Origin of the sequence: Idiomarina ramblicola (assembly GCF_003987255.1) — a bacterium.
Taxonomy (GTDB): domain Bacteria; phylum Pseudomonadota; class Gammaproteobacteria; order Enterobacterales; family Alteromonadaceae; genus Idiomarina; species Idiomarina ramblicola.
The window spans coordinates 11,778-25,953 of record NZ_PIQC01000005.1; the positions used below are offsets into that span (position 1 = coordinate 11,778).

Consider the following 14,176-nt stretch of genomic DNA (forward strand, 5'->3'; position numbering starts at 1 on the left):
GTACACTCGGGTTCCTCTCTGGTAAAGTTTAAGCTATGCAAGAAATTCTGTATTCATTTTTCGATTTGGGCCAATTTTCCCAGCATTCCCTCATCGGGACTCATAATCCGGTGCTGGTTGTGCTGTCTTATTGTGTCGCTCTGTTGGCCTCTTATACCGCTATTCTGACACTTGAACGTGTAGCAATTTACCAGCACCGTACTGGCCGATACAGTTGGCTGGCTGTAAGCGCAGTTATTGCCGGAATAGGCGTCTGGAGTATGCACTTTATCGGCATGCTCGCATTTGAGCTACATCTGCCGATGAGTCACGGAGTCCTGTTAACTTTACTGTCGATTATTCCAGCTATAGTCGGTAGCTTCATCGCCCTTAAAGGGCAGACCTCATCGCCGTCAGTACGAGCAACGCTTATCGGCGGAACCGTTCTGGGTGCCGGTATCGGTCTTATGCACTACACCGGCATGGCCGCAATGATGATGCCTGCCTATTTGCGCTATGATCCGCTTTGGTTTCTCTTCTCAATTATTATCGCTGTTTCTTTAGGCATTATCGCGCTACTCACTTACCGCCGCTATCAGCATACCGACAAAATGACACTAGCCAGACGACGCCGCGTTCAACTCATCGTTGCCGCTATAATGGCTCTGGCGATATCTGGCATGCATTACACCGCCATGATAGCCGCAAACTTTTATCCAACTGGCGAGTCCACAACGCTCTTCACCGGACACAGTAACTGGCTTGCATATGGCGTCGGAATTGGCTCTTGCTTCAGCGCATTTATGGCAATAGTCGCTACAAAAATCGACCGGCGTATTCAACAGCAACAAAAGTTAGCCCAAATGTCGGCCGAGCAACTTTATGAAGTCATCAGTGCTATTGACGACGGCTTGCTGCTATTTGATGAAGAGAACCGTGTTCTTCTGGCTAATAAGGCTTTTGCCAGGTTAACGGGAGATGACCTTGAGCAGATTAAAACAAACAAACTCGATATTCAGCACTATATTAAGAATGCGGGCACCTTACTGGACGATATTCAACACACACTAGCCAGCGGAACAGCCTGGCACGGTAAAGTTGACGTTAAAAAGCGTTCCGGGGTGACATTTCCTGTGCGTTTAAGTATTTCCGAAGTTCGTTATCACGAGCAAACAGAACGACACTTTGTCGCCACCTTAACGGATATAACCACAGAGGTGGAGTCCAGTGAGCGTATTCGTAACCTGGCTTATAATGATGCCTTGACCGGATTAGCAAACCGCCGTTCCCTACTAGACCACCTTCAGCAAGAACTGGCAGCTTATAAGAAAGGGGGCGAAAACGGCGCCTTAATCCTTTGCGATATTGATAAATTCAAGATACTTAACAACACGTTAGGTTCAGATATGGGCGATTTATTATTGAAACGAGTGGCTGAGCGACTTCAGAACTCAACCAAAAGTCGCTCATTTTTAGCTCGCTTAAGTGCTAACGAATTTGCCATTGTCTTAACGGGTCTGAAAGGCGGTAATGCCATCAATGTGAAACAGCAGTTGCTAACCCGAATTTACCAATTACAAGAGCAGCTTCAGCAGCCGTATCAACTCAACAGTTACACACACCTTTGCTCATTTAGCGCCGGTGCCTCAACTTTTGATGACAGCGGCTCAAATGCTGAAACCTTAATGACTCAGTCCGGGCTGGCATTATCGCAATCAAAGCGTAAAGGTATTGCAGAAGTGTCACTGTTTCATCAGGAATTTGCCGACGCAGTCAGCAAACGAGTGAAACTTGAAAAGCAGTTGCGTCAGGCCATTGAACAGCAAGAGTTTGAACTTTACCTGCAGCCTCAGGTTGGCTCATCAGCCAAAATTGTCGGTGCAGAAGCACTCCTTCGCTGGCCGCAAAGTGATGGTAGCTTTATTTCTCCAGCGGATTTCATCCCTTTGGCAGAAGAAACTGGTTTGATCATTCCTTTAGGTCAGTGGATTACTGAACACGCCTGCGAAATTCTCAAAAAATGGCAACAGGAGCCAGACAAAGCAGGTATGCAGTTATCGATTAACGTTAGCGCCAAACAATTCCAGCAACCTGAATTTGTCGAACAAGTTCAGCATTTAATAGAAAAGCACAGAATCGCTCCTCACCGGCTCAAACTTGAGTTAACTGAGAGCCTGCTGATGGACAACATTTCAGGCGTTACAAACAGAATAAAACGCCTGAAAGCAATTGGTGTCAATTTTGCGTTAGACGACTTTGGGACTGGCTACTCCTCGCTTTCTTACCTTATGCAGATACCTTTTGACACCCTGAAAATTGATGTTTCATTTGTGCGCAATATGTTAGATAGTGCAGAAAAAGCACAGATTGTTCATACCATTATTCAGTTAGGCGAGAGTCTGGGACTGAATATTGTCGCCGAGGGTGTGGAAACGCCCGAGCAGTTTACTCACCTTTCCGGACTAAACTGCGATACGTTTCAAGGGTATTTGTTTAGTAAGCCCGTACCTGAAGCGGAATTTTCAGCAAGCGCAACGGTACCCTAGCCTATCGAAGTTGGCTGTCTTTACTTCCTCGTCGATTAAAACCGCCCGTATCTGAACTTTTCTTGTCCAGTTCAGCCTGGCAGTCAATACATAAACGCACACCAGTAATAGCTTTACGGCGAGCCTCAGGAATACGCTCGCCGCATTCCTCGCAGTATTGCAGGCTTTCACCGCCAGATAAACGGCTCCGCACTCGCTTCACCTCATCTTCTGTACTGGCATCAATCTGTTCCTGTACGGCCCCGTCATGTGACCAGCCACCCGCCATATCCAGCTCCTTATCGTTAAAATGGAGAAAACAAACCAGCGCTGAGTCTGATACATTAACTATAACGTAAAAAACAATTGCTATTCAGGCTTTACTTAAAAGAAGGGCTTATGAAACTTATTTATACCCACGAAAACAAACTATTAGTGGAAAACGCCCGTAACTTACTGCAAATGGAAGGTATTGAAACCGTCATGAAGAACGAGTTCTCCAGTGGTGCGGCGGGTGATCTGGCGCCATTGGACACCTGGCCTGAGCTTTGGCTTGTCGACGAGATTCAGCTGGAAAAAGCCAATGCGTTGCTTGAGAAAATGGCGGAACAGGCTGAAGGTAACGACTGGCGCTGTAATAACTGTCAGGAAGTTAACGGAGCCGCTTTCGAAGTCTGCTGGAGTTGTGGAAGTCCGGCTTAACTAACTAAAAGTATAACTAAGGGATTTAATAATATGCTGCTATGGGTTCTCGGCTTTACGTTATTAGGCAGCTTAGGTGCTATCTTTTGCGCAGGCCTGTTTCTGACCTTCCCGCACAGTGTTCGTAAGTTATTAACGCCCAGCTTAATGAGTTTCGCCACCGGCACCCTGCTGGCCGCGGCTTTTCTTGGGATGATTCCCGCCGCCTTAGAACTTGCTGAAGGCTATCAGGTATCGGCGAGTGTACTGGCCGGTATTGTCCTATTTTTCGTCGTTGAAAAACTGATTCTCTGGCGTCACTGCCGCGACCGCGACTGCGACCCTCACGAGCGCGCTGGCCCGCTAATTCTTATTGGCGATGCCGTACATAATTTTACCGATGGCGTCGTTATTGCCGCGGCTTTTCTCACCTCAGTGCCTTTGGGCATTGCCACCGCGGTAGCTATCATAGCGCATGAGATACCACAAGAAGTCAGCGACTTCGCTATTTTACTGGAGAGCGGATACGAGCGGAAAAAAGCGCTCTTACTAAACAGTTTGGCCTCATTAACGGCCATTCCAGGTGCCTTAATCGCTTATTTCTGGCTTGCTCAGGTCAATGCCGCTGTGCCCTATGTATTAGCAATTTCAGCTTCAAGCTTTATTTATATTGCAGCAGCCGATCTTATTCCAACACTGCAACGACAACATAATCCAGCCTCATCCGTTAGGCAGTTTATTATGATAATAATTGGTATTGCTATCATTGGCTGGGTAAACACCCTCGCTTAATTTTTAAAAGGAGACATAAAACATGAACGGAAGTGAAACTTATACTATGGCTTATTGGGGTGTGCTCATTGCACTGGTCATTTTGCTGGTTCAATGGCTTATCGCCAGCGGTCAGAAAGCAAAACAACCTGGGGCTGTCCCCGGAAAAATTGATGACTCGCTCAGTCACTCATCTTTTGTATTTCGTGCTCACCGCACCTTAATGAATTCACTGGAAAACTACCCATTGATGCTGGGAACGGTATTTCTTGCCTTTTTCATCGGCACCAGCGCGTTCTGGACTGGCTTGTTTATCTGGGTATTCGCCATTGCTCGTTTAATTCACATGATTCTCTACTACAAGATTGCCACCGAGAAAAATCCAAGCCCCCGTAGTTATTTCTTTATGATTGGGCTGGCAGCCAACGTCGCGTTACTGATTTTGTGCGGGATAACTCTCATCTAACTATTCTGCTAAATGGGCTGATTATACATCAGCCCATTCTCTTAGCAGGTTATGAAAAACTTTGGTCAGACGATCAAAGTTTTCAGATTTACCATTGGCATCAAACTCGGCTTTTAGGGATTGCTCCAGATCAAACAGTAGTTCTCTGTGGGAAGGCTGTTTCACTAAGCTCTGTACCCAACCTATCATCGCCAGTCTTTCCCCTTTTGTTACCGAATTAACCCGATGGAGGTAATGACTTGGATACATCAGGATATCTCCCTGCCCTAGTCTCCAGCTTCTTTCCCCACTCGCATCTTCAATGACTAATTCTCCGCCCTCAAAATCAGATAGTGGTGACAGACCCAGAGTAAAGGAAATATCTGTTCTTACTCCATTCATTAAGGAATCATCCATGTGCGTGCCGTAGTATTCCCCCTGCTGGTATCGATTAATGCTGACGCGAGCCACTTGCTTTGGCCGCATAACTGATTGCACCAAGCTATTTTTCTGAAGCCTGTCCAGCAATACCTCCGTGGCGGCCTGAGATTTCTTACCTGATAGTTGCTGATTATTTTTAACATCCTTTGCCGCCCAACCAGCCGTTGTTTTCCCTTCGCTAAACTGGCTTTCGTCCAGACCTGAAACAATACTGTTAACGGTCTCTTTATCAATGGCATTGCTGATTTGTAATATCATACTTCCACACTTCTAACTTGCGAATAGTTATCATTTCTGCAAATATACAGGAGTTCACTCTTTCAAAAAAGCTTACTAAGGTTTTTCTATGTTTGAAAAGAAAAAAATCTGGCTGGGTGTTGGCAGTGTTCTTGCCACCACTGTAGCAGCATCACAAGTATCCGCGACGCCTCTCACTCAACCAAGTGCAGCACCCGCTATGTTTGCGGCGGCTCCCATGGCTGAAGGCGAGATGGCGGCTCCTGAAATTGATCTAAACACTAACGACACGGCCTTTCTGGCGCAGCTAGGCTTTATCCGTGGTCACTTGTGGGTCGGTATGAAACTTTATGAGCAAGGCCACATTGAAATGGCGAAAACTCATATGAAGCACCCCGGCGACGAACTATACACTGGACTGACTGAGGCCTTTGATGCCCGTGACTTACCTGGTTTCGCTGAACCTTTGAATACGTTGGCAGAAAGCGTGATTAATGACCAGGACAAAGACGTTGTTATGAGTAACTACAACGCACTTCTGGACGCTATTAGTACGAATGAACCTATTGCTAACATGTCCGCTAAGGACGTGATACTGAGCGTTTCATCAATGCTCATGGTTGCCGCTGACGAATATGCCATTGGTATCCAGAATGACGAGGTCGCCAACGTACACGAATATCAGGATGCCATGGGATTTAAAGAGATTGCTCTTGAGCGGTTAAGTCGCATTAACGATAAAGAAGCTAAAAAAGCAGAAGAAGCGATTAGCGAAACCCGTCAGGTCATCAAGAACCTTGAAAATCTCTGGCCTACCACGACACCTGAAGGCAAATTCAAGGGCGACCCAAGTAAAATATACGGGGCTGCATCTCGTATTGAGTTAGAAGCTCGTAGTATTTGAGCATTGGATGAGTTGCATTCGCTCTAAGATTTTGTTCCACTAAAAAGGAATCTTGTCGGAGTGCCGATTACTTTATTTAGTAAGTAATTGGCTGAGACCGCAATTGCGGGATCCGTTGAACCTGATCAGGCTAATACCTGCGAAGGGAACAAGAGAGCATCAGCATGACACAACCGTCGTTTTCTGCGCTGGTGTTCCTTTCAACACTCCTGACAAGCATCTCTAACATCAACAAAATGAGAGCATGCTATGTCAACTGTACCAACGAATAACCGCTTAAACCGCCAACAGGCTGAATCTTTTTTATCGTCACTTTCCGGGCATTATTACCCTAATTCCAGCCGTGAGTTTCTGTGCGGCAGAAACGATATCCAGGTGCCCTTTCGTCGCATTCACCTAAGCGAAACTTTGCACCAGCCCACGCCGGGCGTAAAGTTACCACCGAACGAACCGGTGGATGTGTATGATACCTCCAGCGTCTACGGTGACCCGGACGCTAAAATTGACGTTAAAGCGGGTTTGAAAAAGGTTCGTGAGAATTGGATTAAACAACGCCACCGCGAGAATCAACAATACAACCATGGCATTACTCAACTGGCCTACGCCCGACGCGGAATAGTTACGCCGGAGATGGAGTTTATTGCACTGCGCGAGAATATGGGTCGGGAGCACCTTGAGAACCCCATAACATCCGAGTTTGTTCGCAATGAAGTTGCCAGTGGGCGTGCAATTATACCCGTTAATACCCGCCATCCAGAATCTGAACCGATGATCATTGGTCGCAGCTTTTTAGTGAAAGTGAACGCCAATATTGGTAACTCTTCGGTCAGTTCGTCCATTGAAGAAGAAGTTGAAAAACTGGTATGGGCCACGCGCTGGGGCGCTGATACCGTTATGGACTTATCGACCGGCCGTAATATTCACCAAACTCGTGAATGGATCTTACGCAACAGCCCCGTGCCTATTGGTACGGTGCCTATCTATCAGGCATTAGAGCGCGTCAATGGCATTGCTGAAGATCTGAGCTGGCCAGTATTTAAAGACGTGCTGCTGGAACAGGCTGAGCAAGGTGTGGACTATTTCACGATTCACGCCGGCGTACTGCACGATTTCATTAAACTGACCGCAAAACGAGTTACCGGTATTGTCTCCCGTGGTGGTTCGATCATGGCCAAATGGTGCATGGCGCACCAGCAAGAGAGCTTTCTTTACCAGCACTTCCGGGATATCTGCAAAATTTGTGCGAAATATGACATATCACTGTCTTTAGGGGATGGCTTGCGCCCCGGATCAATAGCCGACGCTAACGACGAAGCTCAGTTTGCTGAACTGAGAGTATTAGGCGAGTTAACTCAAATTGCCTGGGAATACGATGTGCAGGTGATGATAGAAGGCCCCGGTCATGTACCTATGCATAAAATTCAGGAAAACATGGATGAGCAGTTAAAGCATTGTCATGGCGCACCATTTTATACCTTAGGGCCGCTAACCACCGATATAGCACCCGGTTACGACCATATTACTTCAGGTATTGGTGCTGCCATGATTGGCGCGTTTGGCTGCGCCATGCTCTGCTACGTAACACCGAAAGAACACTTAGGCCTGCCTAATAAAGAAGATGTTAAACAAGGGATGATCGCCTACAAAATAGCGGCTCATGCCGCCGATTTAGCCAAAGGTCACCCAGGAGCCCAGGCGCGTGATGACGCTATGTCAAAAGCCCGCTTCGAATTTCGCTGGGAGGATCAGTTTAACCTGGCGTTGGATCCTGTAACTGCCCGCAACTATCACGATGAAACCCTGCCTCAGGATTCGAACAAAACGGCGCAGTTTTGCTCCATGTGCGGTCCTAAATTCTGCTCCATGAAAATTTCTCACGAGGTGCGTCAATACAATCCTGACACTCGCATCGACGTGAAAGTGAAAGATGCGGCGACCGAAGGAGCAGAATGATGTCGGTACCTGTCGTATGGACCATCGCAGGTTCTGACAGCGGCGGTGGCGCAGGCATTCAGGCGGACTTGCACACGTTCCGTAGTCTGAACGTGCATGGCTGCAGTGTCATAACCACAGTAACAGCGCAGAATTCGGTTGAAACCACCGGGCTATTCCCGTTAGCTGCTGACGCCATTCGTCAGCAGTTGGAATGCCTGCAACAGGACATGCCGCCTGCTGCGATAAAAATTGGGTTGCTTAGTAATGTGCAACAGCTTCAGTGTGTGGCTGACTTTTTAAAGCAGTGGCCTGATACCCTTCCCCAGCCTTTCGTTGTCTGGGATCCGGTGGTTGTCAGCACTCAGCAGGATCGCCTCTCAGAGCTGCCCCCGGAACACTGTGCGGAGTTGCTCCCACTGGTTGATATTATGACACCGAATTTGGATGAGCTCAGTTGGTTGAGCGGCGTAGAAGTTATTGATGAAAACTCAATGTGTCGCGCCGCCAAAAAACTCTTCCATGCGGGGCTAACTCGGATCCTTATCACCGGCCCTGAGTTTGGCCGCGCCGATGAAATCTCTGACTATTACCTTAGCGCCGATGAGCATATTCAGTACAATCAGCAAAAACTGGAAACAAAGCACAGCCACGGAACCGGTTGTACCTTGTCTTCAGCCATTGCCTCGGTAATAGCGCATGACTACCCGCTTGAGGATGCCATTACGGTCGCTAATGCCTATGTGCATCAGGGCCTGATTGAGGCGAAAGGTATAGGCCGGGGACCAGGCCCTGTTGCTCATACACACTGGCCACAGCTAATTGACCATTTTCCAAGGATTAAAACGCCGGAGTTGCCCCGCGTTGACCTCCAGTTTCCCAGGCCAGACAAGGAACCCGGACTGTATCCGGTAGTAGATTCTTATGAGTGGATAGAAAAGCTCTTAAAACTCGGTATTAAAACGCTTCAACTGCGTATTAAAGATCCACATGCTCCTCAACTGGAAACCGCTATTAAAGAAAGCATTCAGCTGGCGGAGCAATATTCAGCGCAATTGTTTATTAATGACCACTGGCAACTGGCTATTAAGCACAACGCTTATGGCGTGCATTTAGGTCAGGAAGACTTAACCGAAGCTAACCTTCGCGCTATTCAGCAAGCCGGATTGCGACTGGGTATTTCCACTCACAGCTACACCGAGTTATTAATTGCCCAAGCGTACATACCCTCTTACATCGCTCTGGGTCATATCTTCCCAACTCAGACCAAGACTATGCCGTCTAAACCGCAAGGTTTGGAGCGACTACGCCGCTATGTCGCGTTATTAGCGCCAACTAACATACCGACAGTCGCTATTGGGGGCATTTCTTTAGATCGCGTAGCTGCCGTGACAGCTACCGGCGTTAACGGCATAGCGGTTGTTAGTGCGATTACTGCTGCGAACGACGTCGAGCAGGCTGTTCATCAGTTACTAAAGGAAATGAAAGCTGACGTTGAGGTTAAGTCAGCAATGGAGGTTGCTCATGCTGAGTAACGAGCAACTTCTGCGCTACAGCAGTAACCTTCTGATGAAAGAAATTGGCGAAGCCGGACAACAGCGTTTGCTCAAAAGCCATGTTTTAATTATTGGTTTGGGAGGCCTTGGTTGCCCCGCCAGCCAATATTTGGCGTCATCGGGTGTTGGGAAAATCACACTGGTCGATCACGACACCGTTAGCCTCAGCAACTTACAGCGGCAAACACTCTATTCCAGCGATGATATTGGATTGTCCAAGGCGCGGCAAGCTGATCATTCTTTGTCGCGGTTAAACCCGGATGTTCGTATAACCGCTCTTGAAGAAAAAGCCTATGAAGAAAACCTGGACGCACTGGTCGAGCAAGCCGGTTTAGTCCTGGACTGCACCGACAATCGCGAGACCCGGTACCTGATCAATCAAAGCTGCTACCGACTGAACACCCCGCTCATTTCTGCTGCGGCGCGCGGCTTTAACGGGCAACTCATTGCGCTTAACCCAGAGCATTCCCACGGCTGTTATCAGTGTCTATATCCTGACGATGTTAACGAACCACTGAACTGCAGTAATGCGGGTATAGCGGCTCCTGTTGTGGGCATTATGGGATCCAGCCAGACGCTACAGGCAATTAATTATTTTACCGGACATAAGCTTGCCTGGGGTTACCTGCACACCTTCAATGGCTTATCGCAAAACTGGCAACAACTCTATTTACCCCGGGCCGCATCGTGCCCTGTATGCGGAGGTCAAAATGCGCATTCAAGTTAATGACAAACATTTTGAAGTCACTGAAAAAACCAATTTATCGCAGCTATTGTCTGCTCAGGATATCGATACCTCGGCCGTTGCCCTCGCTTTAAACGGACAGATTATACACCGCGAGCAATGGCAACAGACTGAGCTTAAAGACAACGATAGCATTACACTTGTTCAGGCCGTGGCCGGAGGTTAAACCATGCTGAAAATAGCCAATCGCGATTTTCATTCCCGCTTACTCATAGGCTCAGGCAAATACAGCAGCGCGGACGTTATGCAGAAGTCCCTTGCGGCTTCCGGTAGCGAGTTAGTAACGCTGGCATTAAAGCGCGTTGAGCTTGAACGCCCCACTGACGACATTGTCACGCCTATACAAAACTTAGGTTTACAGCTTTTGCCAAATACCTCTGGTGCCAAAACTGCACAAGACGCTATTTTTGCTGCACGCCTTGCCCGTGAAGCTTTAGGTACCCATTGGCTTAAACTGGAAATACACCCCGACCCTAACTACTTGCTGCCGGATCCGATAGAAACCTTAAAAGCCGCTGAAACTTTGGTAAAAGAGGGGTTTACTGTACTGCCCTACTGCGGTGCTGATCCAGTCTTGTGTAAACGCTTAGAGGAAGTTGGCTGTGCGGCAGTTATGCCGTTAGGCGCCCCCATAGGCTCAAACCAGGGCCTGCTTACTCGAGACTTCCTACGGATTATTATCGAACAGGCATCAGTACCGGTCATTATCGATGCGGGCATTGGCGCGCCAAGCCACGCCGTTGAAGCCATGGAAATGGGCGCAGACGCTGTGCTGGTCAATACCGCGATAGCCACGGCGAATAACCCTGTCGCTATGTCAAAAGCCTTTCGCGACGCGGTTATTGTTGGCCGTCAAGCCTTTGAAGCAGGCTTAACTCAGAATGCTTCGTTAAAAGCGTCCGCATCCAGTCCGCTAACAGAGTTTCTGGAGTCGCTATGAGCTTTTATACGACATGGGAGCAGAACAGCTGGGACAATACCCGCCTGCAGCTTTACAGTAAAAACGCGGCTGACGTTGAAACCGCTTTAAACAAAAAACATCTGAATACGGACGATTTTATGGCGTTACTGTCGCCGGCGGCAGAGCCCTATCTGCCCTTTATGGCAGAGCGCTCACAACAACTGACCCGGCAGCGCTTTGGTAACACTCTACAACTGTTCATTCCGCTGTACTTATCGAACCTGTGTGCTAACGATTGCAGCTACTGCGGCTTTTCCATGAGTAACCGCTTAAAGCGCAAAACCCTCTCGCCAATCGAAATCGAGCAGGAATGTCAGGCCATAAAAGCCAAAGGTTTTGATACCCTGCTGATAGTGACTGGCGAGCACGAAACCAAGGTAGGTATAGACTATTTTCGTCAGGCCTTACCCATTATCAAACGCTATTTCAGCTATGTCATGTTTGAAGTACAGCCATTGGCTACCCATGAATACGCAGAATTACGCACACTGGGTCTGGACGCCGTTATGGTCTATCAGGAAACCTATCAGGCCGCTACGTATGCTAAACATCATTTAAAAGGCAAGAAACGTGATTTCCGCTGGCGGCTTGAAACGCCGGATCGCCTGGGCGAATGCGGTATCGATAAAATGGGTCTGGGCTCGCTGATTGGACTGGAGGACTGGCGTATCGACAGCACCTTTACCGCCCTGCATCTGGATTATCTACGGAGACGTTACTGGCGCAGTCGTTACTCGTTGTCGTTTCCCCGCCTACGTCCCTGTGCCGGTGGTGTCGATAACGCAAAGACAATTTCTGATAAACAACTGGTTCAGTTAATTTGCGCCTATCGGTTGCGGTTCCCGGATGTCGAGCTCAGCCTTTCCACACGTGAACAGCAAGCGCTTCGTGATGGTTTATTCCGTTTAGGTGTGACTTCGGTCAGTGCTGAGTCAAAAACTCAGCCCGGCGGTTACGCAAATGGGAAACAGGAGCTCGAACAGTTTTCCATAGATGACGACAGGCCAGTAAGTGAAGTGGCGCAGGCAATAAAAGCGAAAGGATTACAACCGGTATGGCAGGACTGGCTTAACGAGCTATCCGCAATGCCACCTGAAACTTTTTCCAGTCCAGAGTAGCCACCAGTAACAACTCACGCAGCGTTAAGGTGCGTGGGTTAATGCGCCCTTTATGATTCCACTGATGTCCACAGCTGGCTGCGGTCATAACGCGCTTATTAGGCTTGAGTAAGGTATCCTGACTGTGTTCACCTTGCCCGGAAAAATCAAACCAGCCACGGTAATTCAGATGCAGACGCTTTTTTTCCTGATCAACGCGATCAATGCTGTCGAGCATTATGGTCGTAAATTCAGGCGTTTGATAACGAACAGGAACTACCAGACCCAAAGCGGCATGTTTAGCAAACCATTGACTCTGCCCTTCGGCAGATATACCGGCTGAAGGAACTTTTGTTGGCTGAGGAGCCTGCCAGCTGGCGTTCTGAACATCCAGCTTTAACGGCGAATGTCGTACCGCGTTAAGACAACCATGAGCGGCGTGACGAATATAATGCGGAAGACTGGCTAAACGACGCTGCAAAGCCGCAACAGGCATGTCATCAACCTGCGACAGTTGCGGTAATTCGCGTTCATACAGCGCTGAGCACAGCTCGGCAAAATCGCCCTGCTGTGCCAGCGGCTGAAATATGTCAGCCTGTTGATTAGCCAGCGTTGACTTCCTGTCGTCCGCGGTAAGGCGCTTGGCCATTCAAATCGCCCTCTATACGCAATAATTGGTTGTACTTAGCAACCCGGTCAGAGCGACACAGTGAGCCGGTTTTAATTTGACCCGCTGCGGTGCCTACTGCTAAATCGGCAATGGTGGCATCTTCGGTTTCACCCGAACGGTGAGAAATAACCGCAGAATACCCCGCTTCGCGTGCCATTGCTATAGCTGCTAAGGTTTCTGTCAGGCTACCAATCTGATTAAATTTAATCAAAATTGAATTAGCAATCGACTTGTCGATACCTTCTTTCAAAATACGCGTATTGGTCACAAACAGGTCATCACCGACCAACTGCACTTTGCTGCCCAGTTTTTCGGTTAAGACTTTCCAGCCGTCCCAGTCGCTTTCGTCCAGGCCGTCTTCAATAGAAATAATGGGGTAACGGTCGCAAAGCTCTGCCAGATAGTCGGCAAACTCTTCAGCGGTAAAAGACTTACCTTCACCAGACAGCTCGTATTTACCATCACGGTAGAATTCAGAGGCAGCGCAATCCAAAGCCAGGGTAATGTCACTGCCCATTTTGTAGCCCGCGTTTTCAACCGCTTCCACAATAATCTGTAAGGCTTCTTCGTTTGACGCCAGGTTTGGCGCAAAGCCGCCCTCGTCACCAACCGCTGTGCTTAAACCACGCTTCTGCAAAACCTTTTTCAGTGCATGGAAAACTTCAGCGCCCATACGCAGGCCTTCTTTGAAGCTTTCAGCGCCAACCGGCTGGATCATGAACTCCTGAATGTCCACGTTGTTATCCGCATGTTCACCGCCGTTTAAAATGTTCATCATTGGCAATGGCATGCTGTATTTACCGCTGGTGTTGTTCAGGTTAGCAATATGTTCGTAAAGCTCGATTCCTTTACTCAAAGCCGCCGCTTTAGCCACCGCCAGAGACACAGCCAAAATGGCGTTAGCGCCCAGCTTTTCTTTGTTATCGGTACCGTCAAGCTTCAGCATAATGTTGTCGACAGCGTCCTGGTTAGTTGCATCAATACCGCTTAATGCTTCAGCAATAGCACCATTAATGTTGGAAACCGCCGTTTCAACGCCCTTGCCCAGGTAACGCGACTTGTCACCGTCACGCAGTTCCAGGGCTTCACGTGAACCGGTTGAAGCGCCACTTGGTGCCGCCGCACGACCCATATGGCCCGACTCTAAATAAACGTCGGCTTCAACGGTTGGGTTACCGCGGGAATCCATGATTTCGCGACCAATAACTTTAACAATATTACTCATGCTTTAA

15 protein-coding genes and 1 riboswitch are annotated in these 14,176 nt (G+C 48.4%); of the genes, 11 read left to right on the forward strand and 4 right to left on the reverse strand.

The features are described from left to right. Positions 1 to 35 precede the first annotated feature (35 nt). The gene (locus CWI78_RS07375) at positions 36 to 2,525 is read left to right on the forward strand and encodes a bifunctional diguanylate cyclase/phosphodiesterase (protein WP_126781740.1); all 2,490 of its coding nucleotides are present in this window, start codon (positions 36 to 38) and stop codon (positions 2,523 to 2,525) included. 1 nt (position 2,526) lies between these two features. On the opposite strand, the gene CWI78_RS07380 is transcribed toward CWI78_RS07375, so the two are convergent. Beyond that, a complete protein-coding gene (locus CWI78_RS07380; protein ID WP_126781742.1) occupies positions 2,527 to 2,793 on the reverse strand; it encodes a DksA/TraR family C4-type zinc finger protein in 267 nt (88 codons plus the stop codon). A 110-nt stretch (positions 2,794 to 2,903) separates the two neighbouring features. Between CWI78_RS07380 and CWI78_RS07385 the strand changes: the two genes are divergently transcribed. From CWI78_RS07385 to CWI78_RS07395, 3 genes are read left to right on the forward strand one after another with little or no spacing between them, the layout of a single operon-like run. After that, positions 2,904 to 3,206 carry a putative signal transducing protein gene (locus tag CWI78_RS07385; RefSeq protein ID WP_126781744.1) on the forward strand — a complete coding sequence of 101 codons (303 nt, stop codon included), beginning with the start codon at positions 2,904 to 2,906 and terminating at the stop codon, positions 3,204 to 3,206. Between the two features lie 33 nt (positions 3,207 to 3,239). Beyond that, positions 3,240 to 3,977, forward strand: coding sequence for a ZIP family metal transporter (locus CWI78_RS07390; RefSeq protein WP_126781746.1), 738 nt, complete (start codon positions 3,240 to 3,242; stop codon positions 3,975 to 3,977). Positions 3,978 to 3,999: 22 nt separating this feature from the next. Beyond that, the gene (locus CWI78_RS07395; protein WP_126781747.1) at positions 4,000 to 4,422 is read left to right on the forward strand and encodes an MAPEG family protein; all 423 of its coding nucleotides are present in this window, start codon (positions 4,000 to 4,002) and stop codon (positions 4,420 to 4,422) included. Between the two features lie 21 nt (positions 4,423 to 4,443). Here the strand turns inward: CWI78_RS07395 and CWI78_RS07400 are convergent, their stop codons facing one another. Continuing rightward, a complete protein-coding gene (locus CWI78_RS07400; protein ID WP_126781749.1) occupies positions 4,444 to 5,100 on the reverse strand; it encodes a Fe2+-dependent dioxygenase in 657 nt (218 codons plus the stop codon). Positions 5,101 to 5,188: 88 nt separating this feature from the next. Between CWI78_RS07400 and CWI78_RS07405 the strand changes: the two genes are divergently transcribed. The 7 genes from CWI78_RS07405 (at position 5,189) to thiH (ending at position 12,295) form a co-directional block, all read left to right on the forward strand. Continuing rightward, positions 5,189 to 5,983 carry a hypothetical protein gene (locus tag CWI78_RS07405; RefSeq protein WP_126781751.1) on the forward strand — a complete coding sequence of 265 codons (795 nt, stop codon included), beginning with the start codon at positions 5,189 to 5,191 and terminating at the stop codon, positions 5,981 to 5,983. A gap of 46 nt (positions 5,984 to 6,029) precedes the next feature. Then, positions 6,030 to 6,148: riboswitch (TPP riboswitch) on the forward strand. 84 nt (positions 6,149 to 6,232) lie between these two features. Then, positions 6,233 to 7,936 (forward strand): phosphomethylpyrimidine synthase ThiC, encoded by a 1,704-nt coding sequence (gene thiC, locus CWI78_RS07410; RefSeq protein WP_126781754.1) that lies wholly within the window; start codon positions 6,233 to 6,235, stop codon positions 7,934 to 7,936. After that, positions 7,936 to 9,450, forward strand: coding sequence for a thiamine phosphate synthase (gene thiE / locus CWI78_RS07415; protein WP_126781756.1), 1,515 nt, complete (start codon positions 7,936 to 7,938; stop codon positions 9,448 to 9,450). The genes thiC and thiE overlap by 1 nt, the downstream gene beginning before the upstream one ends. Continuing rightward, complete coding sequence (locus tag CWI78_RS07420) at positions 9,440 to 10,198, forward strand: HesA/MoeB/ThiF family protein (RefSeq protein WP_126781758.1); 759 nt, start codon at positions 9,440 to 9,442, stop codon at positions 10,196 to 10,198. Before thiE ends, CWI78_RS07420 begins: the two co-directional genes overlap by 11 nt. After that, on the forward strand, positions 10,182 to 10,382 hold the full coding sequence (gene thiS, locus CWI78_RS07425) for a sulfur carrier protein ThiS (RefSeq protein WP_126781760.1): 201 nt from the start codon (positions 10,182 to 10,184) through the stop codon (positions 10,380 to 10,382). The genes CWI78_RS07420 and thiS overlap by 17 nt, the downstream gene beginning before the upstream one ends. Positions 10,383 to 10,385: 3 nt before the next feature. Beyond that, a complete protein-coding gene (locus CWI78_RS07430; protein ID WP_126781761.1) occupies positions 10,386 to 11,156 on the forward strand; it encodes a thiazole synthase in 771 nt (256 codons plus the stop codon). Then, complete coding sequence (gene thiH, locus CWI78_RS07435; protein WP_126781763.1) at positions 11,153 to 12,295, forward strand: 2-iminoacetate synthase ThiH; 1,143 nt, start codon at positions 11,153 to 11,155, stop codon at positions 12,293 to 12,295. Before CWI78_RS07430 ends, thiH begins: the two co-directional genes overlap by 4 nt. Here the strand turns inward: thiH and CWI78_RS07440 are convergent. Together CWI78_RS07440 and eno are read right to left on the reverse strand one after the other, a co-directional pair. Beyond that, positions 12,246 to 12,923, reverse strand: a complete 678-nt coding sequence (locus CWI78_RS07440) for a hypothetical protein (protein WP_126781765.1) — start codon at positions 12,921 to 12,923, stop codon at positions 12,246 to 12,248. The two genes, thiH and CWI78_RS07440, sit on opposite strands and share 50 nt — an antisense overlap. After that, positions 12,877 to 14,169, reverse strand: a complete 1,293-nt coding sequence (gene eno, locus CWI78_RS07445) for a phosphopyruvate hydratase (protein WP_126781767.1) — start codon at positions 14,167 to 14,169, stop codon at positions 12,877 to 12,879. Before eno ends, CWI78_RS07440 begins: the two co-directional genes overlap by 47 nt. Positions 14,170 to 14,176: the final 7 nt, after the last annotated feature.

Bases quoted from the DNA above. Each gene is read 5' to 3' on its own strand.
- CWI78_RS07375 (WP_126781740.1), top strand. From the start codon at position 36: ATGCAAGAAATTCTGTATTCATTTTTCGATTTGGGCCAATTTTCCCAG.
- CWI78_RS07380 (WP_126781742.1), bottom strand. From the start codon at position 2,793: ATGGCGGGTGGCTGGTCACATGACGGGGCCGTACAGGAACAGATTGAT.
- CWI78_RS07385 (WP_126781744.1), top strand. From the start codon at position 2,904: ATGAAACTTATTTATACCCACGAAAACAAACTATTAGTGGAAAACGCC.
- CWI78_RS07390 (WP_126781746.1), top strand. From the start codon at position 3,240: ATGCTGCTATGGGTTCTCGGCTTTACGTTATTAGGCAGCTTAGGTGCT.
- CWI78_RS07395 (WP_126781747.1), top strand. From the start codon at position 4,000: ATGAACGGAAGTGAAACTTATACTATGGCTTATTGGGGTGTGCTCATT.
- CWI78_RS07400 (WP_126781749.1), bottom strand. From the start codon at position 5,100: ATGATATTACAAATCAGCAATGCCATTGATAAAGAGACCGTTAACAGT.
- CWI78_RS07405 (WP_126781751.1), top strand. From the start codon at position 5,189: ATGTTTGAAAAGAAAAAAATCTGGCTGGGTGTTGGCAGTGTTCTTGCC.
- thiC (WP_126781754.1), top strand. From the start codon at position 6,233: ATGTCAACTGTACCAACGAATAACCGCTTAAACCGCCAACAGGCTGAA.
- thiE (WP_126781756.1), top strand. From the start codon at position 7,936: ATGTCGGTACCTGTCGTATGGACCATCGCAGGTTCTGACAGCGGCGGT.
- CWI78_RS07420 (WP_126781758.1), top strand. From the start codon at position 9,440: ATGCTGAGTAACGAGCAACTTCTGCGCTACAGCAGTAACCTTCTGATG.
- thiS (WP_126781760.1), top strand. From the start codon at position 10,182: ATGCGCATTCAAGTTAATGACAAACATTTTGAAGTCACTGAAAAAACC.
- CWI78_RS07430 (WP_126781761.1), top strand. From the start codon at position 10,386: ATGCTGAAAATAGCCAATCGCGATTTTCATTCCCGCTTACTCATAGGC.
- thiH (WP_126781763.1), top strand. From the start codon at position 11,153: ATGAGCTTTTATACGACATGGGAGCAGAACAGCTGGGACAATACCCGC.
- CWI78_RS07440 (WP_126781765.1), bottom strand. From the start codon at position 12,923: ATGGCCAAGCGCCTTACCGCGGACGACAGGAAGTCAACGCTGGCTAAT.
- eno (WP_126781767.1), bottom strand. From the start codon at position 14,169: ATGAGTAATATTGTTAAAGTTATTGGTCGCGAAATCATGGATTCCCGC.